The following is a 25,381-nucleotide window of genomic DNA, read 5'->3' as shown; positions in this document are numbered from 1 at the left end:
TTCTATTCCCGGTCTGTTGATAATAGGGAGAAGATACGGAGATGCGGGATTATTGTAACGGTCCACAATCTCCTGCATACATGGTTCCCATTTTATAAAAAGTTGCTGACCGGTTTTTTTCCGTCTATAGGAAAGGACTCCGTTATCAAGGTCTTTCTTTTTCAGAAAAGCCATGTCAATCATCGACATACCTCTGGTATAAAAGCTGAAAAGCAACATATCCCTCGCCTGACTTTTTGTAGGTTTAAACGGCAAATCCATCATCCTAAGCTGTTTTATTACCTGTAAAGGAATCGCTCGTTTCATAGTCTTCTCCACTCCGGTATAAACATGTTTGAATGGAAAACGCTGGACGGTCAACCCTTTTTCTACGGCACGGTTATAGGTGGCCCGCAAAATACGCATATAAAAAGATATCGTATTCATGGAAATTTCTTTCGACTTCAACCACGCCTCATAGGCCAGCATCAAGTCATCATTCACCTCGTCCAGCCATACATCCTTTCCCTTCATAAAACGCCCGAAACTGTTGAGGGCGGAACGGTAGGTTTCACCGGTCCGTATCTTACCCAGACGTTTCAAACCGGTTATAACCTCCTGCATAAAAACGCAAAAGAACAGATTACTCTGTTTGCTGTTAAAAATAGAAGTCACCTCATCGGCAGTAAAAGGGCATCTCTTCCGGTGTAAAACCGCGATGATCCTTTCCAATCTGCCGACGTCTTCCGTTATTTTTTTATTCAACAACCATAAATATCGCCCCCTGTTCCCATCAGACAATGTAATGATGATTTTGGACTGCCGTTTATTCCACTCGGCAGGAAACAGCTTATAAGAGGTACTGATCTGTCTTGCCACACGTTCATGAATCACTTGATAATAAACTATTCCCTCCTTACCATCCACCGAGGAAGGTCTGAACTTGATTTTTACTGTAGTCATAAAATTCATTGATTTAAAATTATACAGAGTACAAAATTACTGAATACAATAGTTGATTTATTTATACCAATATTGTATTTCAAAGATCAAAAATTCAGTAAAAATCAAAACGAGACACCAGAAGAGGTAAGTTATCGTTTCCCAGGGAATGAAAAACCTCACCTTCTCAGCTGTCACCGGGGAACAAAGAAAAGGAGAAAAAAGGCTAACTTTAATCGCCAGGAAACGGTCTGACGGTATAAAACCCGAAATCGGAATAGATAGAAAAAAATAAACCTACTATTTAAACGATAATTTTTTGGGCTTGCTTATAAAAAGGCAGGCGTTCTTTCAAATGCCGGAGGACAAAATCCCGGATTTCATGGTCTTCGAGCTTGCTGACGATCGGGCGTTTATGTTTTCCCCGAATCAGCCGTTCTACGATCGTATCCGTATCCGTATTCAGAAACAAGGTGATTCCCTGCGCATTCATATACGCCATATTATCATTGAAACAGGGGGTTCCTCCCCCTGTCGAGAGGACAAAATCCTGATATAGTTCACAAACCTCTTTTAAGTAAAAAGTCTCTAACCTTCGAAATCCGGCTTCTCCGATCGCAGCAAAAATTTCAGAGATACTCCTATTTTCACGTTCGACAATATAAGCATCCAAATCGATAAACCGGACCCCCTGTTCTTCCGCTATCACTTTTCCCCTGCGGGTCTTCCCGCAGGCCATATAACCGACTAAAAAATACTTCATAGTCCCGACATTATATTTCATCCGGATTATCCGTATTTTCAAAATCGAGCTTCATCTGTTCGTCGCCGGCAATCTCTTCCGGATTAGTCACTTCAAATTCGATATCCGTATTGATCTCGTCGGCCTCTCCTTCCTTCAGCAAAGGTTCTATTTCACGAATTTCATTCACCTCGAAGGTTGTGATCCGTTTACCGCGTGCTTTAAATGATTTCTCACCGATAAATTCGTCGGCCACAATCACATCGGCAGGCCGGGCTTCATATTTTCCACCGAATATCACTTCAAAACGAGGATGTCTCTCGTCACTCAGACAGATCAAACGGGAGCCTTCCACCTCACCGATGATGGAATTCAGTTTCACACAATCCTCGAAACGGAAACGTTTCAGGTAATAATAATTCTGTTCGGCATCGAAGAAAACCGCCGACCAAACCTTATCGGCCTCGAACTTTTCAAAAACGATATATCCTTCGTCATAATGATTATTCAGATCAAAATCGGTCGTATGGTAAGTACCATTCTTATTTACAACCAGAATCCGGTCCTCTCCCTGGAATTCTCCCAGGTATTTTCCCCGGCTATCGGTATTCAAACGCAACACATCTTCATCCAGCCAGATTTTACACCCGCCCAAAGTAGATACACCTTTTTGCACGACACTGATCTTGTGGACATCGTTCTTTGTCAGTGTATTCCCCTGAGAATCACGCCCTTTGATCGACAGCGCAGCAAAATCATATTCGAATACCAGTTTCTTTATACTGGGTTTCGGTTTCAGGCAAACTTTAATCACTTCGGCCTCCCCATTGGGATTGGCAGAAAAATGCAAAATCCGGGATCCGGCGGTACCTTTAGTCAGGTTATACACTTTATCCCGGGTCACACCGGTAACATTAAAACGCTTCACATAAGAAGCCCCATATTTACCGTCCCGGTATACGACATTATAAATCGTACGTTTATCGTTCTTTTTGAAAACATTCACATATTGAACATCCTTACCGACGAATATCTTATCGGCCACCTTCGTCACATAATAGGTACCGTCTTTCTTAAAGACAATCACATCATCCATATCCGAGCACTCGCAGATAAACTCGTCTTTCTTCAAGGCCGTTCCGATAAAACCTTCTTCCCGGTTGATGTAAAGCTTTTCATTTGCGATGACGACCTTAGCGGCTTCGATATTTTCGAAATTACGGATTTCCGTTTTCCTTTCCCGTCCTTTCCCGTATTTCGCTTTTATCCGTTCATAATAAGCGATAGAATAAGGAATGATGTGTTCGATATTATGTTTCACCACAGCAATCTCTTCATTCAGACTCCGGATATAATGATCGGCTTCTTCAGAGCTAAACTTCAGGATTCGTTTCATCTTGATCTCCAGCAATTTTTTCACATCGTCATCGGTCACCTCCCGGTAGAGTTCCGGTAAGAAAGGCTGTAACCGCCGGTGTACATGAGCGATAACCAACTCCATGGTTTCGCTTTCTTCAAACTGCTTGTCTTTATAGATGCGTTCTTCGATAAAGATACGTTCCAGAGACACATAATGCAGATCTTCCAGCAATTCTTTCAAACGGATCTCCAGCTCCAGTTTCAATAGGGCAACCGTATCGTCTGCCGACTGCCGCAAAATATCGGAGATCGGCATAAACCGGGGTTTTTCCTCCTCGATGACACAAGAATTGGGTGAAATCGATAATTCACAATCGGTGAAAGCATACAAAGCGTCGATCGTCTTATCGGAAGAGACTCCAGGGGCCAGTTGAATCAATATTTCAACATCCCGGGCCGTATTATCATCGATTTTTTTGATTTTAATCTTTCCTTTCTCATTGGCTTTGATAATGCTGTCGATCAAACTCGAGGTCGTACGTCCGAAGGGTATTTCAGTAATCTTTAGTGCCCTATTATTATTATCTTTCTCGATTTTCGCTCTGATTTTAACATTTCCTCCCCGCATACCGTCACAATACTTGCTGACATCGATCATTCCACCGGTAGGAAAATCCGGATACAACACAAAATCTTCGTGCTTCAGATGAGCGATACAGGCATCTATCAGCTCGTTGAAATTATGAGGTAATATTTTAGAAGCCAGACCGACGGCAATCCCTTCGACTCCCTGAGCCAACAATAAAGGAAATTTTATAGGTAAGGTGATGGGCTCACGATTACGTCCGTCATACGAAGGTTTCCAATTCGTTGTCTTGGGATTAAATACCACTTCGAGGGCAAATTTAGACAAGCGGGCCTCGATATAACGGGGAGCAGCAGCCCCGTCTCCGGTCAGAATATTCCCCCAGTTTCCCTGACAATCGATCAATAAATCTTTTTGTCCGAGTTGCACCAGCGCATCTCCGATCGAAGCATCTCCATGAGGATGGTACTTCATGGTATTACCGATAATATTGGCAACCTTATTGTAACGCCCGTCATCCAGTTCGCGCATAGAGTGCAGAATCCGTCGCTGTACAGGTTTCAAACCATCGTTCACGTAAGGGACGGCCCGTTCGAGAATAACATAGGAAGCATAGTCCAGAAACCACTTTTGGTACATCCCGTCCAGATGCTGAATAGAACGAATCTTCCCACTTTCTTCTCCCGAATGCTCCATGATCAGTTGAGGGATTTCCTCGTCGTCTTCTATGTGTTGTTCTGTTCCTGCCGCTTCAGCCTCGTAAGGCGCTGTCTGTTCCGAGGCCGAACGATCGGTCCCGGCCGCTATCTCTTTCCCTTCTTCGTCAGTTTCTTTACGTCCCCCCTCCATATTCAAATCCATGTCAATTATATCCTCGCCCATAACACTATTTCAAAATTACCTTAATTCATCCTTTTCAATATACAGATTGTCGATAATAAAATCCTGACGTTCCGGTGTATTTTTTCCCATATAATAACTCAACACCTCATCGATCGAATCTCCTTTTGAAAGACGTACCGGTTCCAAACGAATATCTTTTCCGATAAAATGTACGAACTCATTCGGAGAAATTTCTCCCAGTCCTTTAAACCTTGTAATCTCAGGTTTCGGACCTAACTTTTGGATGGCATTTTCACGCTCGGCATCGGAGTAACAATAGCGGGTTTCTTTTTTATTCCTGACCCGGAACAGAGGAGTTTGCAAAATGTATACATGCCCGGCCCTCACCAGATCGGGGAAAAATTGCAGAAAGAAGGTCAGCAACAACAAGCGGATATGCATACCGTCGACATCGGCATCCGTGGCCACAATGACATTGTTGTACCGCAGTTCTTCCAACCCGTCTTCAATATTCAAAGCAGCCTGCAATAAATTGAATTCTTCATTTTTGTAGACTATTTCTTTGGTCAGCCCGTAGGAATTGAGCGGTTTACCGCGTAAGCTGAACACAGCCTGAGTATTCACATCCCGGGATTTCGTAATAGATCCGCTGGCCGAATCTCCCTCTGTAATAAAAATCGAAGATTCGTTTTTCCGTTCGTGATTGGAATTGAAGTGCACCCGGCAATCCCGCAACTTCCGGTTGTGCAGGCTCACCTGCTTCGCTCTCTCGCGTGCAATCTTCTGCACACCGGACATGGCTTTACGTTCTTTCTCCGTCTCGACAATTTTCCGTAACAACAATTCGGCTGTATCCGGATTCCGGTGTAAATAATTATCCAATTCCCTGGTCACGAAATCCATGATAAAGTTACGTACGGTAGGACCGTCGGGCCTTATATCTTTCGAACCCAGTTTCGTCTTCGTCTGCGACTCGAACACCGGTTCCTGTACTTTTATACTGATCGCCCCGATAATAGAAGTACGGATATCCGATATTTCGAAATCTTTTTTATAAAAATCCCGGATCGTCTTGGCCACCGCTTCCCGGAAAGCACTCAAATGGGTTCCTCCCTGTGTGGTATGCTGCCCGTTGACAAACGAGTAATATTCTTCCCCATATTGCCGTCCGTGCGTCATAGCCATTTCGATATCCTCACCTTTCAGATGGATGATCGGATACAAGCCTTCTCCGCTCATATTTTCCATCAGCAGATCATACAATCCCCGCTTGGAGTAATATTTATGGTCATTGAAGAATATGGTTAAACCGGTGTTCAGAAATACATAGTTCTTCACCATCGCTTCGAGATATTCGGCAATGTAATGGTAATTCCCGAAAATGTCCTTATCGGCGAAAAAGGTTACCTGTGTACCGTTCGGCTGGTCAGTCGGTTCGATCTTCCTTTCCTCTACAATTTTTGCACGGCAATAACGCACATATTTGGTCTCGCCATCCCGGAACGACTGAATCTCAAAGCTCTCCGACAAAGCATTCACCGCTTTAATACCGACGCCATTCAAACCGACAGATTTTTTGAAAGCTTCCGAATCATATTTTGCTCCGGTATTCATTTTAGATGAAGCATCCACCAGTTTGCCTAAAGGAATACCCCGGCCGAAGTCCCGAACGCTCACCTTACGGTCTTCTACCTTAATCGTAATCTCTGTACCGGCTCCCATGGCAAATTCGTCGATGGAGTTATCCACCACCTCTTTCACCAAAATATAAATCCCATCGTCAGGCGCCGAACCGTCTCCTAGTTTACCGATATACATCCCCGGCCGCAACCGGATGTGTTCCTGCCAATCCAGCGTCCTGATCGAATCTTCCGAATAATTCTCAACCATCAAATTTTATCTATAAAGTTTATTAAGTCCATCCCTTTCAGCACTAAAACATATTGTTTCAATTCGGTTCATAAAGTTGCCAAAGTGCTCTTTCGGCACTTAAAGTATATAAAGCCTAAGACTGCCAGGGGCGCTTTGTTCACGGGACTTTCAATCCCAATGGGCACATCGGCGACCGTAAAAAAGCACCTGCTGTATTCAATGCATAAACCGTTTTTTGGACTGTCATGCAAAAATAATCAAATTTTACTGATTTCCCTACCCGGTTTTTCGGTTTTTTCCGGTTTTTCCAAGCATTTTTCAGAAAGTAACCTGCTTCCGATCTTTCCGCATACTTATTCGGAAAGGCTTACGGGTAAAGTAAAAACGACAGGTATAGATAAACTGGATCAATCCTGAAAACAAATGACTTCCCCGGTCGAAAGAATCCGAAAAGAAAGTGAGATTAAAGTCAGAGAGGTATTGATCAGCCCATACCCAGCCCTTCCGGAATAAACCCGGTATAACAACTGAAAACACAAGACCGCAACGTATAGGAGAAATCAGCAGACATATTTCACTTCTTTGAATGCATATACCCTTTCCCGCCCATCCGTATCTTTCAGGATCAGCTGGCCATATTCATCGATTCCTCCGACCGAAGCCCGGAAGATTCCACGTTCATCTTCAAAATCATATATTCCGGTAGACCGGTACATATGCCGTAAAAAGTCATTTTCCAGTTCGGCATACCGATGAATCTGTTCATATCTCTTCCCGATACATTCCAACAGCTCTTCCAGAACCTCCTGTAAGGGAAGTTCCCGACCGAGTAATTGAAATAAAGACACCGGATTAGGGGCGTCCGATAAAAATTGTTCCTGATTAATATTCACCCCGATGCCACACAACGAACTTTGAATATGAGCTCCGGCCACCCGGTGTTCGATCAGGATACCTGAAATCTTCCGTTCCCCCACATACACATCGTTCGGCCATTTCACCGTCACCCCCTCGACATAATGGCTTAAAAAATCGAGACACCCCAAAGCGATCACCATCGACACGGCAAACTGTTTTCCTGCCTCCAGACGCTCCGGACGGAAAATCACCGTCATTGAAATATTCTTTCCCGGGGCACTCTCCCACCGATTCGTAGCCTGCCCACGCCCCTGTGTCTGTCGCCAGGTCAAAATCACCTGTTTATCTTTCAATTCACTCAGCGGCAATTTTTCCGCCAGACTATTGGTCGAAGCAACCTCCTCATATTCCATTACCCCGAACCCACTCACTTCATATCTTTTCATACCCTATCGTATATTTTATTCTCTTTTCACCTTACCCTAATCTCCGTCCTCCTATTCTCCTTTCTCCCCTCTTCCGTATCATTAGTCCTCAAGGGGCGATCCTTGCCATATCCTTTATATTCCATCCGTTCCTTCTGAATATGATTCAAGAACAAATATTTATACACCTCGAAAGCCCGATTTTCCGACAGCCGATAATTATGTTGATCACTCCCCGTATTATCGGTATGGCCGGATATCTCGATCTTTACCTCAGGATTCTGTTTAAGAAACACGACCAATTGCCGTAATTCCGGATAAGATTCGGGCCGTAACCGATAGTCGTCGACATCAAAAAAAATTCCCTTGAGAACCAATGTCTGTTCTTTTTGGATCGGTCTTAAACAGAGCGTATAGATTTGGGGATTTTCTCTCGTATTTTCTTTCACTTGCAGGGTATCCGAATAATACAAATAGCCCTGTTTAACAGCGCTCACCCATAATAATTTATTCACAGGAATACAAGCCAGCATATCCGTCCGGGCATCGACCCGGTCATAACAAGCCAGGGTATCACCGGTCCCCACTTCTGTTAATGTCAACCCATCGGGTATTACCGGCTCACCGGCTTCATTTACAGTCAACAGCCTCAAATAAGAGGCAGGCGGACAAGCCACCTCTTCTCCTAGCCGATATCGGTAAATACAACGTTTCCCGCTGATATCCGACGAAAAATATCCCCATTGACCGCTAGCATCCACCATAAACCCGAATTCATCCCTTTGGGTATTCACTGTAATACCGATATTCAGCGGTGGGGTCACCTGTTCCACGTCCACTTTATAGATATCTTTCCGTCCCATCCCCGCATATCCGTCGGAAGCAAAAAACAACGTTTTATTATCGAAATACAGGAAAGGGGCCATTTCATCTCCTCCGGTATTAAAATAAAGGCAACGCGGCTGTGACCACAACTGTCGTCCATCCGCCTCCCGCCTTAGCAAATACGAAAACCAAATATCGCTTCCCCCTCTCCCTCCCTCACGGGTAGAAGCAAAATACAAACGTGTACCGTCGGCCGATACCGCCGGTTGAGCCTCCCAGCCATCGGTATTGACGGGGGCGCCCAGATTGACCGGCTCTGACCAAGACGTATCCGACAAGCGGTAAGCCACATAAATATCAAAACTATTCCGGCCGTTTTCCCTGGAAAAATACATCATTCGCCCATCGGCTGTCAGTGAAGGAGCCCCATAATTTTCTCTACCGGAAAAATTCAACGCATAGCGTCTGTCGCCTTGCAACATCCACATCGTTTCTTGTTCGCCGGCCTGTTCGGTAAACAAGAAGGTTTGTCCGGTCACATCCAATGCCGGCCAATACACCGGGCATCCGGCCTCATAAAACACTTCGGGAGGTTGTTGGGTTTGGGTCCGCAAAGCCTCCAGGGCAAACCGGCAATTTTCCATCTGCCGCTCCGCCACTGCCTTTACCTGCAAGCGTTTATCCCAATTCAGATACCGCCCGTAATGTGCCAAAGCTTTTCCGTAATCGGCTTCATCGAAATAATATTCGGCCAAAATAAAATAATAATAAGGATGACTTTTCAGAGAATCCAAAGCCAAAGCCGTTTCGATAGCACGGATTTCCTGAATCTTATCTCCTTTTTTGTTGTATATATCTGCTTTCAACAGATACAAGGGTGAAAAACCCTGATCGAAAGTCTCTGCTTTCAAAAGTAATCCCAAAGCTTTCTCCTTATCTCCTTCGCGAAAAGACTCCCGTGCCTGCTGGAAAAGTCCCCAGGCCTTTTTATTTACCGGATGTTGCTGTTGTGCTTGTACACCGAAAACAACAAAGCAAAATAACACACAACCAACGATATTCCACCTATCTTTCATTTTAGTTCCATTTCCCGCTATCATCCGCTCAAATTTTTACAAAGATACCGGAAAATTTTTAAAGACCTCACCTCCCGCTTCGAAACAAAAAACCTGCGTAAAGAAAAAATTCCTCACACAGGCCGGATTTATACAACCGAATCGTTTTTTAATAGTTATCGGGGAACAGTTCAAAATATCCTTTCGGATGCAGGCAGGAAGGACAAATTTCGGGAGGAGTTTTGCCGACATGTACATAACCGCATTTACGGCAATACCAGCGGACTTCTTCCGGGCGGGAAAAGACCATATTATCCCGTATATTTTGTAATAATTTCAGGTAACGTTGCTCATGCATCTTCTCCACTTCGGTCACATATTTAAAAGTTGCGGCCACTTTTTTGAAGCCTTCCTCTTCGGCAATTTTCCCGAATGCCGGATACAAATTGAAAGCCTCGTCGTGTTCGCCGTCGGCAGCTTCTGCCAGATTAGCCAACGTATCCAATAAAGCTCCGGCAGGATAAGCGGCTGTGATTTCCAGCATTCCTCCTTCAAGGTAGCTAAAGAATCGTTTGGCATGCATTTCTTCCTGTAAAGCGGTCTCATAAAATATGCCGGCTATTTGCTCATACCCTTCTTTCTTTGCAATCTCCGAGAAAAAAGTATAACGGTTCTTTGCCTGTGATTCTCCGGCAAAGGCTTTCAGCAAACTCTTTTCTGTTTCTGTACCTTTTATCATTTTGTCCATAAGATTAATATTTAATGAATAGCTGAATCTTATACGCTCAAAATACAAACAGGTTTAAAATTATTCAAATAAAAATCCATCCCCATACATCGGACGAGTTGGAAATTCATGTTCAAAAAAGAAATAATCCTTTCCAAAAGCCGGACGCAGTTCACTAAACCAGGTCGCTTTCGGATCATAGGCGGCAAAAAAAGGCATATCTACCCACTTCGGATTACGACCTTGGATAAAACGCAGGACAAACACTTTCTCTCCCTTGATTTCGGCCACTCCCAGCAGTTGGATTTTGCCCGGCTCGTCGCTCATACTCGGTCCTCTCACCGTACGGCAGATACCGCTGACCTGACTATAAGCCTTACGGAAAATATCCCAGCATTTCTCTAAAGGAATTTCAAAATAATGCTTAGCCCCGGTATCCCGGGCCACAAACATATAATAAGGGATACAACTCAAGTCGACCTGTTTCCGCCACATCTCCCGCCAGATCTCCGGAGAATCGTTGATGTGTCTCAATAAAGGAGACTGGGTACGAATCTGTGCGCCCGTATTCCGGATCCGCCGGATAGCTTCGCATACAGCTGCCGTAGAAAGTTCCACCGGATGATTGAAATGGGCCTGAAAAGACAAGTTTTTACCGGTGGCGGTCACTTTTTCAAATAAACGCAATACCTCAGCGGCATCCACATCGGAAATAAACCGGTAGGGCCAGTATGCCAAAGCTTTCGAACCGATCCTGATCGTACGGATATGCTCTAATCCTGGTTGTAATAAAGGTTCTATATAAGCCGACAATAAGGAAGCGCTCATGGTCATCGGATCCCCTCCGGTGAATAATACGTCCGTAACCTGAGGATGCAGCCGCAGATATTTCAATAACAAATCCGTTTCTTTCATTGCGAACTTCAGCTCATTCATACCGGAAAACTGCGGCCAACGAAAACAAAAACTACAATAGGCATGACAGGTCTGTCCCTGAGCCGGAAAAAACAATACGGTTTCCCGGTATTTATGCTGTATACCTTTCAAACGGATATCCCCCAGCATAGGTACGTTGTGATCCTGGCCGGCGGGGTTAGGATTCAATTCAAGACGAACAGCATTAACTGCTGCTATAAATTCTTCTTTTCCGACCTCTTGAGCCAATAATTTACTAACGACTGAAAAATGCTTTTTCGATAACATTTCACGACGTGGAAAATTCAAGGTAAAAATAGGGTCTGTATCTATCCGTTCCCAATCGATCAGTTCTTCCACGACATAGTTATTCGTCTTAAACGGTAACACCCTTCCAACCACCTCAATTGCCTGTAATTCTTCCTTATTCAAACGGGTTATTTGACGAATATTCCGATAATTTGTCAGACCATAAGCCTGATAAGTTCGTTCCATTCTACTTCCTTTAAAATAAATATTATACAATCGACCAGTACTCCACCCAGGGAGTGAGAATAATGTACCTCTAACCAGAAAAGTAACAGAGCCACAAGCTTTCTGCTGAATATCGATAAAGTCCGAACGTTCTTCGCGATGAGCAATCCCCATCCGAAACAGACACCCCGCAGTAATCAGTAAATGCTATTTTATCAAGTTTATAAAATTACGACATTTTTTTCAAATTTCCAAATGGTCTCCCTTGTCGTTCTTTTTCTTTTCCACTCAAAAGGGGTGCCGGCTTCCCGAACACCCCTCTATCAGAACAACATAAATACAATTTTATTTCACAATCTGCATATAAACAGGATCTCCTTTGTAAGGATAGAAAGAAATATCGGTAGCAGCCCAATTTTTCAGGTCCGGTTGCATCTGGATCGCCTTTTGCAAAGAGACTGCCATTTCTTTGGTATCTTTTATCCTGGCAGCAGCTACAGCCTGCATATAATAATCCATCGCATTCTGCATTTTAATCTTACGGAAAGTCTCCAAAGCTGCGCGGTTGTCGTTATTCATCAATTGAGCATAAGCCAGGTTGATGTTGGGTTTATCTTTCAGATAGGGAATCGCTTTTGCATATTCTCCGTTTTGCATCAGGATCAATCCCATATTATAACGGGCTTCTTTCCGGATCTTGGCTTTGTCGAAATATTGGGCAGCTTCCCGTTTATGCCCCATTTGTGCATGGATTACCCCCAGGTTATTGTTTACGGTAGCATCCTGCTTCAAAGCAACAGCTGCTTCCAGTATTTTCTGTGCTTTCGAATATTCTTTATTATTGATAGCCATCACAGCCAGATCGTTCAATAACTGCCAATTGGTCTGAGCGGTCACTGCCGGAGTCTTTTCAGTCAACTGAGGTACAAAATAAGTCAGTTGCACATCTTCCTGTACAGTAGTGGGAACCGTGTAGAATACGAAGAAATCGGCACGGCGAAGGACCGGAAGGATCACCTCTTTCAATTCAGGAATTTTAGCGATATAAGAATCGATCACTTTATTCCGGGCAGTGGCATTCGGAGCACTTTTCAAGTCTTTGATAATCTGATCTTTGTTCTTAATATTTGAATCTCCAAGAAGCATATACAAACCGTTCCAGTTTTCAGTAACCGTTTGCTGAACTACAAATTTCGGATTACGGGCCATCGGTGTATTCTGCAATTTCAGGTCTTTTTCAAAGAAACTCTTGGCAGACCGGAAACGGGTATTGGCCAGGTTCTTATTCAAACGTTCGGCACCTTCGGGAGAATTGGATACATAAATAAACATATTCGTAATTTTGGCATTCTTATCTGCCAAAACTTTTTCCATGGCTTTCACCGCCTGAGTCATTACCGGCGAATTTTGTTCAGCCTGGCTAATCGTAGATTTTCCCAGTGGAAACATCACATAACCACTTACCACACCGACAGCCTCTGCCGGAACATCACTCACAAAAGTCTCGGTCATAGCCGGAACATAATTTACTCCGTCCAGCGTGAATGCCGGTTGTTTCCAAACTTTGATTCCATTTTTATTCAGGATTACCGGGCTCAGCATAAAGGACTTGTTACCGCGCATAGCTTCGATATCTGCCCAGAGTACTCCATCCTCCATTCCCGGTTTGAAATTAAAGGACATTTTCTGAGTAAAACTGGTTCCTTTATCATAGTTCACCACCGGATAACTGGCGTTTTTCACATTTTCTCCCTGTAAAAACATCGGTTGCAAATTCATCATCTGGCTACCGTACTGAATTTTGGGTGTAATTTTCAGAATCATCTTTTTATCAAACTGTTTAGGAGCAAAATTGATGGTATAATTGAAATTTACCACTCCATTCACAGATTCCAATTGTTCCGGATTAACATAGCCCACAACGGCTGTTTCGATCACTTCCTTCTGTAATTTTTTCATCGAATTACATCCGGTCATGAAAAACGCCAGTGTCAAAACTGCCAATCCCGTCATTAAAAATGTACGTTTCATACTTCTCGTTTTTAGTTTAACTTATCAGTTTTTAATTCAGTTTTCTCTTACCTACTCTTTTAACGGAAAGCCTCACCGAAAGTTTCATCCCTAAAAGGGAGCAGGTGACGAAGGATTTTCAAAAATTCCGTTTTATTTATACCTTTGCAGGTATAATTCGTTTATAAAGTTTTTAAAGTTGCTCTTTCGTCGCTTAAAGTTTATAAACCAATCCGACTCTACGACTAAAACAAGATACTCATGGCAGATAATCAGGGTTTAAAACCGATCTATATCGAACAACTTTTCAGAAGCAAAAATCCGGGAGTAGCCAAAATGATTCCCGGGTTTATTTATTCCTATCTGAAAAAAGTGATCCATCAAGACGATATCAATGATTTTATTACCCGTTACGGTGACCGGAAAGGGCTGGACTTCTCCGATGCGATATTGGAATATCTCCATGTTTCCTATCAGGTGATCGGCGAAGCGAACCTGCCTTCCCCCGACGGCCGGTATATTTTTGTGTCCAATCATCCTCTGGGTGGACCCGATGGTATTATTTTAATCTCTTTTTTAGGTACACGTTACCCGGAATTGAAATTTCCGGTAAACGATCTTTTATTAAACCTAAAGAATCTGAACAACATTTTCTTACCGGTCAACAAGCATGGTGCCCAAGCGAAAGACGCCGTTTCTGCATTGGAAGACGCTTATGCTTCCGACTGTCAGATGATCATGTTTCCGGCCGGTCTGGTCAGCCGTAAACAACAAGGGATCATCCAAGACCTGGAATGGCAAAAAAGTTTCGTATCCAAAGCCATCCAGCATCGACGGGATATTGTCCCGATCTTTATCGATGGAAGAAATTCGAACTTTTTTTACAACCTGGCGAATTTCCGGAAAAAAATCGGCCTGAAAGCCAACATCGAAATGCTTTACCTGCCGGATGAAACGTTTAAACAACGTAACCGCACGTTCACGCTCTATATCGGACAGCCGATCGAATGGGAAAGTCTGGATAAAAGCAAAAAACCGATCGAATGGGCTCAGGAAATCAAACGTAAAGTTTATCTGCTGAAAGAAGGCCGGTAAAGTATTTTTGCCTGATGCGAACTCTTACCGTCATTCCAACCCGTTAAACCGGAAACCCAAAGTAACTTTCCGGGAAAAGTTACGTTTGTTTCAAATTAAAAAAGGTAGAATTATTCTGTCGTTACTTATTCGTCTTCGGTGTTCGTGTTTAGGGACCCGGTCGCTTCTGTCGGTCGTCTAGCCCTTTCTATCACTGACCGGCGGAACTCCTCACTACGTTCGTCAGACACCACCGGTCGGGCGTTCAGAAAAAGCAAGACGACACCCGACAGAGCTCCAATGGTCCCCGAACACGAACACCTCCGACTCACGTTATCACGGCATGGAAAACGAACTGTGACCTGAAAGGTATAAACTTCTATCAAACAGCTGTTTTTCTGACCCCTTACCTTCGGGATAAATTCAGTAATCGGTATTTTATAGGAATAATCTGATCAGGTAACCCAGGTATCCGTACTGTGGTCAGAGTAGTCTACCCTTTCATTCAATGAAACTTTCCTTCTTCGCCCTGTAGTGCTGACGGAAGATGCAAGGTTTTATGCCGGAAGACCATTGGAGCAGGAACGAGGGTCCGGTTAGGTTTTCCGAACGCCCGACCGGTGGTGTTTGACGAACGGAGTGAGGAGTTCCGCCGGTCAGTGAAGGAAAGCCTTAACGGACCGGTCCAGGCGAACCGGTCGGACGGCACAAAAACCGGAATCGGAATAGAAAGAAAAAATAAACCTACCATAAGTTTGGAAAAACGGAAAATGAAAGTGTATCTACTGCCACATTTTCGAAGCAAAAGACTAAATTTTCTATTTCATCCGATAAAAATACAACCAGATAAAAAATCCTATTTTCCGAAGCACGATAGTGATCCAGATGATTAACTTCCTGACCATAAAACTACGAATTAAATCCTTCCGCCATATACGCTACGAAAGTAATTACCGTATTTCTTAAATACTTTACATAAAAAAGTAAATAAACAGAAAAGAAATCAACAAACCTTTAGCAACCGATTTCTAAGACCGATTCATGCGGTCACCGGATTTTCATATGTAGAATAGGAAAATAATTCCAGAATCTCTCCCCTACTATTCTTTTATATCACCGATCAGTAACAGGGGGGTAAGGTTCCGTATCGGTATAATCCAAAATATCGATATAGAATCCTGTAATTTTTTTCAACTGGAAATCCGGTTTTTCAAACAGATAATGGCCTAGAAAACGGGATTCGGAGTACATCATATCCCCTTTGTTTTTTTCTTTTACGGCCATAGGGTCTATAAACTCCATAAGCCTTATGAACTTTAGAAACCGAAGTTATCGTTCCGATAAGTTTTTTACTGAACGACCCCGACGACCCAGGCAAACAGATTAGCTATCAGTTTCGACGCATTGCTATTGATGGTTCCTTTCGAATTGTTAATTCCGCTATTACTATTATTTGCAGAAAAGATATCGATATCTCCGATATAGATAATCCGGCGAGACATATCGACGCCCAAGACAATGCCACCGCCCGGTCCGTTCAATAGAGGGGTAATCCCTTCTGCACTCCCGGGACCGATTTCTCCATGAGTAACGTCATAATTCTGAAATTTGAAATTTGCATCGACAGGAGTATAAGGCGTGACAGTAAAGGGCCCCATATCCGTAAAAAAATCAGAAGCCGACTTTCCGGCCAACGGATATGAACCGCTTTTCGGTGAAGTTTGCATCAAATCCGGAGTACTTCCGAGAAATTCCTGCATGATAGGAGTATTGACTCCCTGGGAATCGAAAGACAAAATCAATACCCGTTTTGCAGAAGCCTTCAACCATCTGCCGACGGGTGAAAGATCAATCCTTAAATCACCATTACTGACATAATTGAAATAAATAACATCGGCAAGTGCTAAAGCAGCATCGTTTATACTACTGGCAGATACATTCGTCAACAGCAAATTAAAGCCTCCACAAGTGACAGTACCACCAGTACCGAAGTTAGCCGGATTATTCAGAATCCCCTGCAGGCCTGCTCCCCGGCTTTCAGGCGAAATATTGGGTAATAACAAATTTTCTCCTAAATGTCCTAAATAGCTTCTGAACGAAACCATATTTATCGTCCGGCCCGAAATATCCACAATTTGTTGGCGAATAGTCATCAATATACGCCAACGGCTGGCATTGATCACAAAATATGCTTTTCGTTCATCACTGTCGCTGTTATTACTTTGCAATGCAGTGACCACGATATGCCTCCCGTTATTCGTTTTTTCCACTTTGAAATACGAACCGGTAAGCGATTGTGCAGCTGTCCCCGACACATTGCCCTGTTCATCCGACCATTGGAAGGTATAATCGGAAAGATCTGTATCGACCTGAACGGTCAACGCTGCATTCTGTTTACTTCCCAGGACAACCTCGCGTGTAGATACTCCAAAATGATGATCCGTATCGAAATACATGTCTGTCGTCGACTCGTCCCAGGATTGTATATCCAGATTAATTTGTGCAGAACGATTACTGGCCGCTTCATCAGCCGATGGCCAACCCGGCCCGGCAACGCTCCGTATCGTGAAAACATAACGATGATTCCTCAATATCTGACCGAAACTTCCCTGAGTATCGTCCGGATCAAAATCAATCCGGTAATAGGTCACTTCCCCACTACCTGCATACTTTCCTCCAACGACAACACAAGTAGCCCCGTTCACCCGTTCAGACTCGGCAGGAGAAACCGATTCCGACAAATAAAGTCCGGAAACCGCCTGGTTACCACTTACTGCCGAGACCGGGGTATTGACCTCCATCCGGCTATTCACCGGAATACTTGGAGCGGTAACAACAGGAAGATCCTGATTCGCTATGAGTTGTATCCGGCTATTCACCCGATAAGCTTGTATGCTTGTCAATTCAAAATTCGTAATCCCACCGACCAACACATCTACCCGGGCAACAGCTCTTAACATGCTCACACCGCTGATTTCTTGCCGGTAATTCGCATCCAGCCCTGAAACCAGCCGGTAATGTCCGGACATCGGTAAAGTAGTGAAATTTCCACCGAGGGGGAACCCCAGCTGTAATTTTGTCCGTACCTCGTTTTCGGTATCACCGACCTGAGGTTCATTCGCCAATACTGCTGCTGTAGCATTAGCAACAATATAAAGGTCCAAGGTTTTATCTGTTGCAAGCAAACGGGCACTGAACGAAGTGGTCGTTCCTGAATTTGTGATCGAAATGCCCGGAACCCGGTATTTATATCCCCCCTCTTCGAAAACCAACAACTGAATTTCATCTATTTCTGTCTCCCGATCATTCCCGGCCTTACTTCGGACCTCTTTACCGGAATAAGGTCTGGAAACAATCAAACGCACCCATACCTCATTTTCTCCGGTATACTGCTCTTCCACTTCTTCCAGTCGGTCTGTACAAGATGTAAATCCGAACAATCCCATCCATAAAATCCATATTAGAACGCCCGTTCGCCTCATATTATATTTCCTCCTCTAACTCTGTTTTTTTACTGATAAACGAAACTTTTCTTTCTTGGTTATGAAAAAACTTTTCTTATTTCTCTACCGGCCACCGCTCAATAGCAAATAAAATTTAATGAAACGGACGAAAAGTCAAAACTTCAGGAATATAAAACAAAAAACAAAAATCCCAGTAAAACCCTTATAAATTGACAAACTAAAAAAGAATACAATGAGAAAGAATTGTTTGTTTATGATAATGTTCGCTACTGTAACCCTAATGGGTTGCAGTAAAAACGATGCTTCGCCGGCCGAAAGCGACCTGCCCATAGATCAAAATCCGACAGAGGTATTCGCCACATTCAAAATCAGTGCTCCTGCAAATATGCAGACCAAAGCCACAAACAGCGGTACCGCCGGGGAAACGGCAGTAAAAACCCTCCATGTTTTTATTTATGATGTCGCTTCTCCTCACGCCCCGACAATCGCATCTTTCAGTACCGACGCCAATACCCTGATCAATTCAGGTAATAGCTGGACAGCTTCTACCCCAATCCGGACCTTAAAAGCCGATAAATATATCTTTGCCGGCATCAACCTGACTCCTGCCATTATCAATGAAATTACCTCCAGAGGCCTGGGAGCTTTCAGTTATAAAGAATTCGAACAAAGTATCTCCGACTTAACCAATCCGACCGATGGTTTCGTCATGTTCAACACGACATATCCTGCCGTCACTCCCGGCGATGCCTTAGCCACTTCAGCCGAAGCGGCCAAAGCGAATCCGATCTCTATCCCTGTTTCCCGGGTAGTGGCCAAAGCTGCTGTCGTTAAAAGCACTTCTTTCGTCGTCAACGGCGGTGGGACTATGCAAAATATCACCTATGGCTGGAGAAATATAAACCGACGCTTTTATTTTATCCCTAAAATCGATGGAGGGATCATCAAAGATTACAATTGGGATAGCTATAATGTAAATGATTTTGTTCGCGGAACCGATCAGATTCCGGTAAATGAAGCAACGGCCACTCCCACTACTTTTAGTTATGCTCTTGAAAATTCATTCAATTATATCCCCGGAAGTTCGTTGGTCGACCAAACCACCTTTTTAAGTATACAGGGGCAATTTCTTCCAACCCAGATTTGCAGAATCAAGACCGGAGTTACTGCTCCCCAGGGAGCGACAGACTTCGAATTCGTCAATAACCCGAATGGTTACGGGACGTTTTATGTTGTACGTACCGACGATGGTAGCAGTAACTATTTCATTACCGGCACAGATGCAGAAAAATATGCCGAATTATGTATTGCCCATGCTCCGGATATGCCGGCACTTACCGGAGGTTATTCCTTGAGTGACAACACCTTCACCAACGGGATGTGTTATTTTCATGTACTTGTAAACAGTGCAGCCAGCGGGCAATACGGTCCCTATGGAATTTACCGGAACCAATATTACCGCATGACCCTCAATTCTATTCAAGCCCCGGGTAACCCGAACGATAATTTCGACCACAATCAGGTTATCAGCCCCAACACTTGGGTTGACGTAAATATCACCGTAGACGAATGGCAGGAAATCGATGAAGATTGTGACCTATAAAATAAAAATACAGTACAACCTACGGATAATGAAGGTGATCCCAACCCTGTCGTTTATCACGTTAATCTTTTTATCCGCAGGTTGTATACGTGAAAATCGTTCCGGCTGCGGGGGATATTTGTCATTGAAATTCCGCTACACCGATTCTAATGGTGCTCCTTTGATGCCGGGATTTCCCGAAACCGACCATTTGTCGGTTTTTGTTTTCGACCGGCAAGGAATATTCGTATGTGAACGAAAAGATTCGGCTTTGCAACTCGATCACTACATGATGGAAATGCCCCTTCCCCAAGGCCGATACCAGTTTGTCGTCTGGGCCGGTTTATCCGAAAGTTACCGGTTATCTTCCCATGTCCCTTCACAAACCCATCTCGAAGATTTCGGATTACAGTTAAACCGGACAACCGATAATACAGTCCCTATTCTCCCTTCATTACTCTATCATGGCCTACATGAAACGATCGACGTAAACGCCGACGAGGACCAGGAAATCACAGTTGATCTCCGGCGGATCACCAACAATATCCACGTAATCGTCCATTATGCCACCCCCACTCTACAACCCCGGATCAGTATAGAAGATAATAACGGTAATTATGATTATCAAGGAGAAACTCTATCCGGTCAACCGATAAGCTACCTCCCGGAATATTCCCAACCGTCGGATTCTCCGAATACCTGGATCGCCGATTTCAATGTCATGCAATTACAAACCGATAGTGACACCCGGCTAAAGATATACAGTCCCGAAAAGGAGCTTCAATACAATGAAAAACTGATCAGCGGATTACTTGCCGAGAATCCCGATATTGATTTTAATTCCGACCATGACTTCACTATAGAAATCACTTTCGACAGTTATTATGTACCCGTCAGTATCCGGATCAATGACTGGGAAATCATTATCGAGGAAGCTGTTTTACCCTTTTTCAGCCCGATAAAGTACATGCCTGAGCAACGGATGTCCGGCAGGGACCAACGGATGATCGAACTCCCCGATTTTTTGCAATCCGATCTTTTGCATTACCCTTTCGGAGCGTCTGTTGGGTAAAGAAGTAAAGGAATAAATCTCCGGTAGTTGTAATTGCCTGAAAGCATAATCCAGACAAGCCCGGGCACCTTCGGTAGCATATCCCCGTCCCCAGGAGTTTTCGCATAAGCGCCAACCGATCTCGATACAGGGACAAAAATCTGTTTCAAAATTCGTATGATGTAAACCGATATAACCGATAAATTTCCCGGATATTTTTACTTCTGCAGCAAATAATCCCCAACCGAATGTGTCGATTTCCCGTCGGATGCGTTCATAAAAATCCCGGCTTTCTGTGTCGGTCAGTGGTTTCAGAAAATATTCCATCACCTTGGGATCCCGATTCATTCGAGAAAAAACAACCGAATCCTCTTCTCTCCAATCCCGTAAAACCAATCGCTCTGTTTCTAAATAAATCATGTATTATAGGTTTACATTCGAATCGATAAAATTTCTCAAGTTATTCCAGTGAAATCCGCTCTAAATCATCCGGCACATAAACCCTGCCGGTAAACACCGAAGAGGCTTCACGGGTATATGCTTCCTTACGTTCAGCCAGAGTCTTATCTTCCGTATGATACAGGACTAAATGTTTTACCCCCAAAGCTTCGGCCAAACGACCGGCATCCAAAGCAGTACTGTGATGTTTTTCATAAGGTGAAAAAATTTCCCGGTCGCGATACAAACAAAAAGCTTCGGCCAGTAACCAGTCGGCCTGTTCGACATATTTCTTACAGACCTCATTATAAGGTTCGTCTCCCAGACAAACCAGCACTTGTCCATCGGGTAACAAAACCCGGAATCCGAACTGCTTCATCTTGGTAGAAAGAATATCGAAAAAACAGATTGGCAGTCCCAGGATTTCTTTCCGGGTACCGTCCTTTACCTCACCCCAAAAGATACGTTCATCTATATATTTCAAAATTTTCCCGGGAAGTGTCAAACGGCAAAAGGTTCTCAGTGCATCGATCACTTCATTATGCCCGTAAACGATAAAATTCCCTCTATATTTATCATTCGACATCAAAGTAGCTATTTTCCGGATAACCCAGATCGCTCCTAAGATATGGTCGGTATGGGCATGTGTTACAAACATCTCACGAATACCTGTAAAAGGAACTCCGGCTTGCTCCAGCTGCTTGAAAATGCCGTTTCCGCCTCCTGCATCCACTAAAAAATATTCTTCTCCTGAAGAGAGTACAAAACAGGTATTATAACAACGGGTCACCATGGCATTGCCTGTACCTAACATAATTAATTCCATACCGATCAGATTAAAATCAGGGATAAAAATACATTATTTTATTCCTTTTTCTGCCTTTCGACCGAAAAATCAGGTGGTCGAAGCAGCATTTTTCTTTCCTCCGATCATCAAGACGGCGATCGCAGAGCTGACAACCATAATAATTGCCGTAGTGTGCAGGATATTTCCTATTCCGACTAAAGGCGAAACGATTCCTCCCGCCAGGAAGCTGACGGCCCCGAATACCGCCGATGCAGCCCCGGCGTTCTGCCGTTCGGAGTCCAACGCCAAAGCTGTAGAAGTCGGCAAAACAAGGCCCCCGAAAATCAGATTCAAAAAAAGAGCCGTTTCAAAGTAAGCGATCGGCATTTCATACCACAAAGTCAGTCCGGTAAATACAGCCAACACAAACGAACCGATCACCCCGGTAACCATCCCCTGCCTAATATGCCGAAAACGGCCGGCAAGCATTGTTCCGATAATCAGTGCAATTGCATTTACAGCAAAACACAAGCTATATAACAGAGGGGATAACCGATAATGTTCCTGTAAAACAAAGGGAGAAGAAGAAATGTAAGCGAAAATCATTCCAAAAACGAAAGCTTGTATGAACACATAGCCCATAAACCGACGTTTTTTGAAAAGAGGCAGAAAAGTCCGGAAAGAAGAAAAAGCCGGTACATCGATCCGACGTTCAGGAGGTAAAGGCTCTTTCAGGCGCAAGCAAAGTAAAAGCAACAGAACTCCTAAAAACAGTAGAAAAACAAAAATACCCAACCAGTTGGTAAATTTCAACATAACTCCTCCCCCCACCGGAGCCAATATAGGCGCCAATCCGTTTACCGCCGAAATCATAGCAAAAGCCTTCGCCAATTCTTTACCACCATAACAATCGGTAGCCACCGAACGGGAAATCACAATACCACCGGCCCCTGCAATTCCCTGGAGAAAACGAAAAAAGATAAAAGCTCCGATACTCCAAGAGCAAATACAAGCGATGGTCGAAAAAATAAAAAGCCATAAGGAAAGCAGAAGTGGCAATTTTCGTCCGTATTTATCGCTCAAAGGGCCGACGATTATCTGTCCGAATCCCAATCCCAGCATAGCTGTCGTAATCCCCAATTGCACCATAGAAGCCGTTGTATCGAAATAAACGGTCATAGAAGGTAAGCCAGGTAAATACATATCTGTCACAAAAGGGCCGAAAGCAGCCAGAATACCTAATAAAACCAATAAAAATGTCTTTGAATTTTGCATATCTTCCTATTTAAAATCACGCTACAAAGTTCTATCGATTTCCTCATTCCCAAAAGTTTCATTTCCTATGCAATTGGTTTTATTTGAAAATAACTTTATCTTTACAACATGCTAAACAGGATTCATTCACCCCAGGACTGTCTTTCCTCTCTTTGGGACAAATCGTTTCTTCAGGAGAGAGGAATAGCTTCTTTTTTTTTGACTGAAAAAAATACGTTCGAAAATACTCCCTTATTCGACGGAATATTCCGTTATCTTTTAATTCAAAAAGGGACGGCACAAATCACGATTACCGGTTTGGAATACTTTTTAAAACCTTCCTGCCTGGTGGTTCTTGCCCCGGAATACTATTGTCAATTTACAGAGATCGGTTCTGATTTTCAAGGCAGTTTATTGTTAGTCGATAAATCTTATTTAGACACTTTACCCGCCTCCGACAAAATGTACCGGCACATCACGAAAGTCATGCTACAACAACGGCAGGTCAATCTTTTGAATCAGCAACAACATCGGGTTGTATCCGAAAGTATACATACCATTCAGGAAAAATTAAAACTGACCCATCACCACCTAAAACACGAAATCATACAAAATGCCCTGGTAACCTTTCTTCTGGAACTCAGCAACATTTGGATCGAAAATCATTGGAACTTGCTCGATGAACCCTATCAAATCAGATACGAATATATCCTGAAACATTTTTTCGACTCTCTGATGCAAAATTATCGCCGGGAACATTTAGTACCGTTCTATGCCGATCAACTGAATATCACCACACAATATCTTTCTTCGGTCATTAAAAGCCTGACCGGGCGTACGCCTAGTCAGTTTATTTTTGAAAGACTTTATTGTGAAGCCCGGGCTCTACTCGATCATCCCGATTTATCGATCAAAGAAATAGCCGAACTATTACACTTTTCCGATCAATCCGCTTTCGGTAAGTTTTTCAAAAAACGATACGGACAATCCCCTGTCGATTACCGGAAAAGACACCCTATTTAAAAAGCCAATCTTCTCCAGACAATCGGTTATACAACTTTTTCCTCACGTTCATTCATAATCTGCGGCATATTAGCCAACGCCCAACCGACCAGGCCTTCCAGATAAGGAATCAAACTAAGCCCCCGGGGAGTCAGGCTATACTCCACCCGGGGAGGAATTTCAGGATAGGCTTTACGCCCGATTAAACCGTCGGCCTCCAAAGTACGCAAAGTCACCGAGAGCATACGTTGGGATATATCGCCGATACTTTTCTGTAAATCATTGAAGCGCATTACTTCATTTGCATCCAGCGTAATCAATATTAACATCGCCCATTTACTACTCAACCGGCTCAGTATATCACGGATCGGACAATTCTCGGTATGATGAAAATTTTTCATTTTTTTAACTTTTTACAATCAGCTGTTTTTCAATATTAGTTACATCGAGGTAATTTACTAATCTTCAAGTGCGTTCTTGCATGTTCAAAAAACACCGCTTACCTTTACATCACAAAAGTAATAAACTTACTAAAAATAACTATTGTCTCATTTATAAATTATACGACTATGTCAAAAAAAGTAGCAGTATTAGCAGTAAATCCGGTTAACGGATCAGGATTATTCCAATACCTCGAAACCTTCTTTGAAAAAGGAATCTCTTACAAAGTATTTGCAGTTTCCGATACGAAAACCATCAGGACCAATTCAGGTATCCCCCTGGAAGCAGACGATATCATAGCCCATCTGTCCGGTCATTCCGACGAATTCGATGCTTTGGTATTTTCATGTGGTGATGCAGTACCTGTATTCCAGAACAATGCGACCCAACCTTACAATGTCGATCTATTAAAAGTCATTCAGGAATTCGCCACTAAAAAGAAAATAATGGCCGGACATTGTGCTGCAGGTTTAATTTTTGAAATTGCAGGTATCACAGAAGGGAAACGCCTGGCCATTCATCCTCTGGCCAAAGCCGCTATTCAAAAAGGCATCGCAACCGACGAACCTGCTGTGATCGACGATAATTTCTACACGGCTCAATGCGAGCATACCCTCCCGGTATTAATGCCCCGCTTGGTAGAAGCATTAGCATAACAGGCTTCCGGCAGACGTTT

19 protein-coding genes and 1 pseudogene are annotated in these 25,381 nt (G+C 43.5%); 5 read left to right on the top strand and 15 right to left on the bottom strand.

Annotation, left to right across the window (positions count from 1 at the left end; genetic code table 11):
- From WS34_RS04915 to WS34_RS04870, 9 genes are all read right to left on the bottom strand, one after another.
- A partial coding sequence (locus tag WS34_RS04915; RefSeq protein WP_046403514.1) for a tyrosine-type recombinase/integrase occupies positions 1–942 on the bottom strand: 942 nt, incomplete at its 3' end.
- Between the two features lie 283 nt (positions 943–1,225).
- Positions 1,226–1,684 (bottom strand): shikimate kinase, encoded by a 459-nt coding sequence (locus WS34_RS04910; protein WP_046403512.1) that lies wholly within the window; start codon positions 1,682–1,684, stop codon positions 1,226–1,228.
- 10 nt (positions 1,685–1,694) lie between these two features.
- A complete protein-coding gene (locus WS34_RS04905; protein ID WP_046403510.1) occupies positions 1,695–4,304 on the bottom strand; it encodes a DNA gyrase/topoisomerase IV subunit A in 2,610 nt (869 codons plus the stop codon).
- A gap of 201 nt (positions 4,305–4,505) precedes the next feature.
- Entirely contained in the window at positions 4,506–6,341 is a 1,836-nt protein-coding gene (locus WS34_RS04900; protein WP_013611351.1) for a DNA topoisomerase IV subunit B, read from the bottom strand.
- Between the two features lie 542 nt (positions 6,342–6,883).
- On the bottom strand, positions 6,884–7,627 hold the full coding sequence (locus WS34_RS04890; protein WP_046403492.1) for a biotin--[acetyl-CoA-carboxylase] ligase: 744 nt from the start codon (positions 7,625–7,627) through the stop codon (positions 6,884–6,886).
- 26 nt (positions 7,628–7,653) lie between these two features.
- Positions 7,654–9,507: an OmpA family protein gene (locus tag WS34_RS04885; protein ID WP_286693632.1), complete on the bottom strand. Its 1,854-nt coding sequence runs from the start codon at positions 9,505–9,507 to the stop codon at positions 7,654–7,656.
- A gap of 148 nt (positions 9,508–9,655) precedes the next feature.
- A complete protein-coding gene (gene rbr / locus WS34_RS04880; protein ID WP_046403485.1) occupies positions 9,656–10,234 on the bottom strand; it encodes a rubrerythrin in 579 nt (192 codons plus the stop codon).
- Between the two features lie 60 nt (positions 10,235–10,294).
- Positions 10,295–11,623: a KamA family radical SAM protein gene (locus tag WS34_RS04875; protein ID WP_013611355.1), complete on the bottom strand. Its 1,329-nt coding sequence runs from the start codon at positions 11,621–11,623 to the stop codon at positions 10,295–10,297.
- A gap of 324 nt (positions 11,624–11,947) precedes the next feature.
- Positions 11,948–13,633 carry a tetratricopeptide repeat protein gene (locus WS34_RS04870; RefSeq protein ID WP_013611356.1) on the bottom strand — a complete coding sequence of 562 codons (1,686 nt, stop codon included), beginning with the start codon at positions 13,631–13,633 and terminating at the stop codon, positions 11,948–11,950.
- Positions 13,634–13,873: 240 nt separating this feature from the next.
- On the opposite strand from WS34_RS04870, the gene glsA reads away from it, so the two are divergent.
- Positions 13,874–14,707: a lyso-glycine lipid O-acyltransferase GlsA gene (gene glsA / locus WS34_RS04865; RefSeq protein WP_013611357.1), complete on the top strand. Its 834-nt coding sequence runs from the start codon at positions 13,874–13,876 to the stop codon at positions 14,705–14,707.
- A gap of 1,092 nt (positions 14,708–15,799) precedes the next feature.
- Here the strand turns inward: glsA and WS34_RS15420 are convergent.
- Entirely contained in the window at positions 15,800–15,988 is a 189-nt protein-coding gene (locus WS34_RS15420; protein WP_013611358.1) for a hypothetical protein, read from the bottom strand.
- 47 nt (positions 15,989–16,035) lie between these two features.
- On the bottom strand, positions 16,036–18,132 hold the full coding sequence (locus WS34_RS04855) for a hypothetical protein (protein WP_087381774.1): 2,097 nt from the start codon (positions 18,130–18,132) through the stop codon (positions 16,036–16,038).
- A 250-nt stretch (positions 18,133–18,382) separates the two neighbouring features.
- Between WS34_RS04855 and WS34_RS04850 the strand changes: the two genes are divergently transcribed.
- Complete coding sequence (locus WS34_RS04850) at positions 18,383–19,753, top strand: Mfa1 family fimbria major subunit (RefSeq protein WP_046403479.1); 1,371 nt, start codon at positions 18,383–18,385, stop codon at positions 19,751–19,753.
- Positions 19,734–20,651, top strand: a pseudogene (locus WS34_RS04845) (FimB/Mfa2 family fimbrial subunit); the annotation flags it as partial. The gene WS34_RS04850 and the pseudogene WS34_RS04845, both read left to right, overlap by 20 nt.
- A 21-nt stretch (positions 20,652–20,672) precedes the next feature.
- Here WS34_RS04845 and WS34_RS04840 read toward each other — a convergent pair.
- The 3 genes from WS34_RS04840 to WS34_RS04830 all read right to left on the bottom strand — a co-directional run bounded on the left by WS34_RS04840 (position 20,673) and on the right by WS34_RS04830 (position 23,283).
- Positions 20,673–21,203 (bottom strand): GNAT family N-acetyltransferase, encoded by a 531-nt coding sequence (locus WS34_RS04840; RefSeq protein WP_013611362.1) that lies wholly within the window; start codon positions 21,201–21,203, stop codon positions 20,673–20,675.
- A 40-nt stretch (positions 21,204–21,243) separates the two neighbouring features.
- Positions 21,244–22,047, bottom strand: coding sequence for an MBL fold metallo-hydrolase (locus WS34_RS04835; RefSeq protein ID WP_046403478.1), 804 nt, complete (start codon positions 22,045–22,047; stop codon positions 21,244–21,246).
- Between the two features lie 69 nt (positions 22,048–22,116).
- Positions 22,117–23,283, bottom strand: a complete 1,167-nt coding sequence (locus WS34_RS04830; RefSeq protein WP_046403477.1) for a multidrug effflux MFS transporter — start codon at positions 23,281–23,283, stop codon at positions 22,117–22,119.
- Positions 23,284–23,391: 108 nt separating this feature from the next.
- On the opposite strand from WS34_RS04830, the gene WS34_RS04825 reads away from it, so the two are divergent.
- A complete protein-coding gene (locus WS34_RS04825) occupies positions 23,392–24,285 on the top strand; it encodes an AraC family transcriptional regulator (RefSeq protein ID WP_046403474.1) in 894 nt (297 codons plus the stop codon).
- A gap of 26 nt (positions 24,286–24,311) precedes the next feature.
- Here the strand turns inward: WS34_RS04825 and WS34_RS04820 are convergent, their stop codons facing one another.
- Complete coding sequence (locus tag WS34_RS04820; protein WP_022161286.1) at positions 24,312–24,665, bottom strand: winged helix-turn-helix transcriptional regulator; 354 nt, start codon at positions 24,663–24,665, stop codon at positions 24,312–24,314.
- 168 nt (positions 24,666–24,833) lie between these two features.
- Between WS34_RS04820 and WS34_RS04815 the strand changes: the two genes are divergently transcribed.
- Complete coding sequence (locus tag WS34_RS04815; protein ID WP_013611367.1) at positions 24,834–25,361, top strand: DJ-1/PfpI family protein; 528 nt, start codon at positions 24,834–24,836, stop codon at positions 25,359–25,361.
- Positions 25,362–25,381: the final 20 nt, after the last annotated feature.

It is taken from the genome of Odoribacter sp. N15.MGS-14 (assembly GCF_000980245.1).
Classification (GTDB): domain Bacteria; phylum Bacteroidota; class Bacteroidia; order Bacteroidales; family Marinifilaceae; genus Odoribacter; species Odoribacter splanchnicus.
Note: the sequence above shows the minus strand (reverse complement) of the source record. Positions and strands in the feature narration are given on the sequence as shown.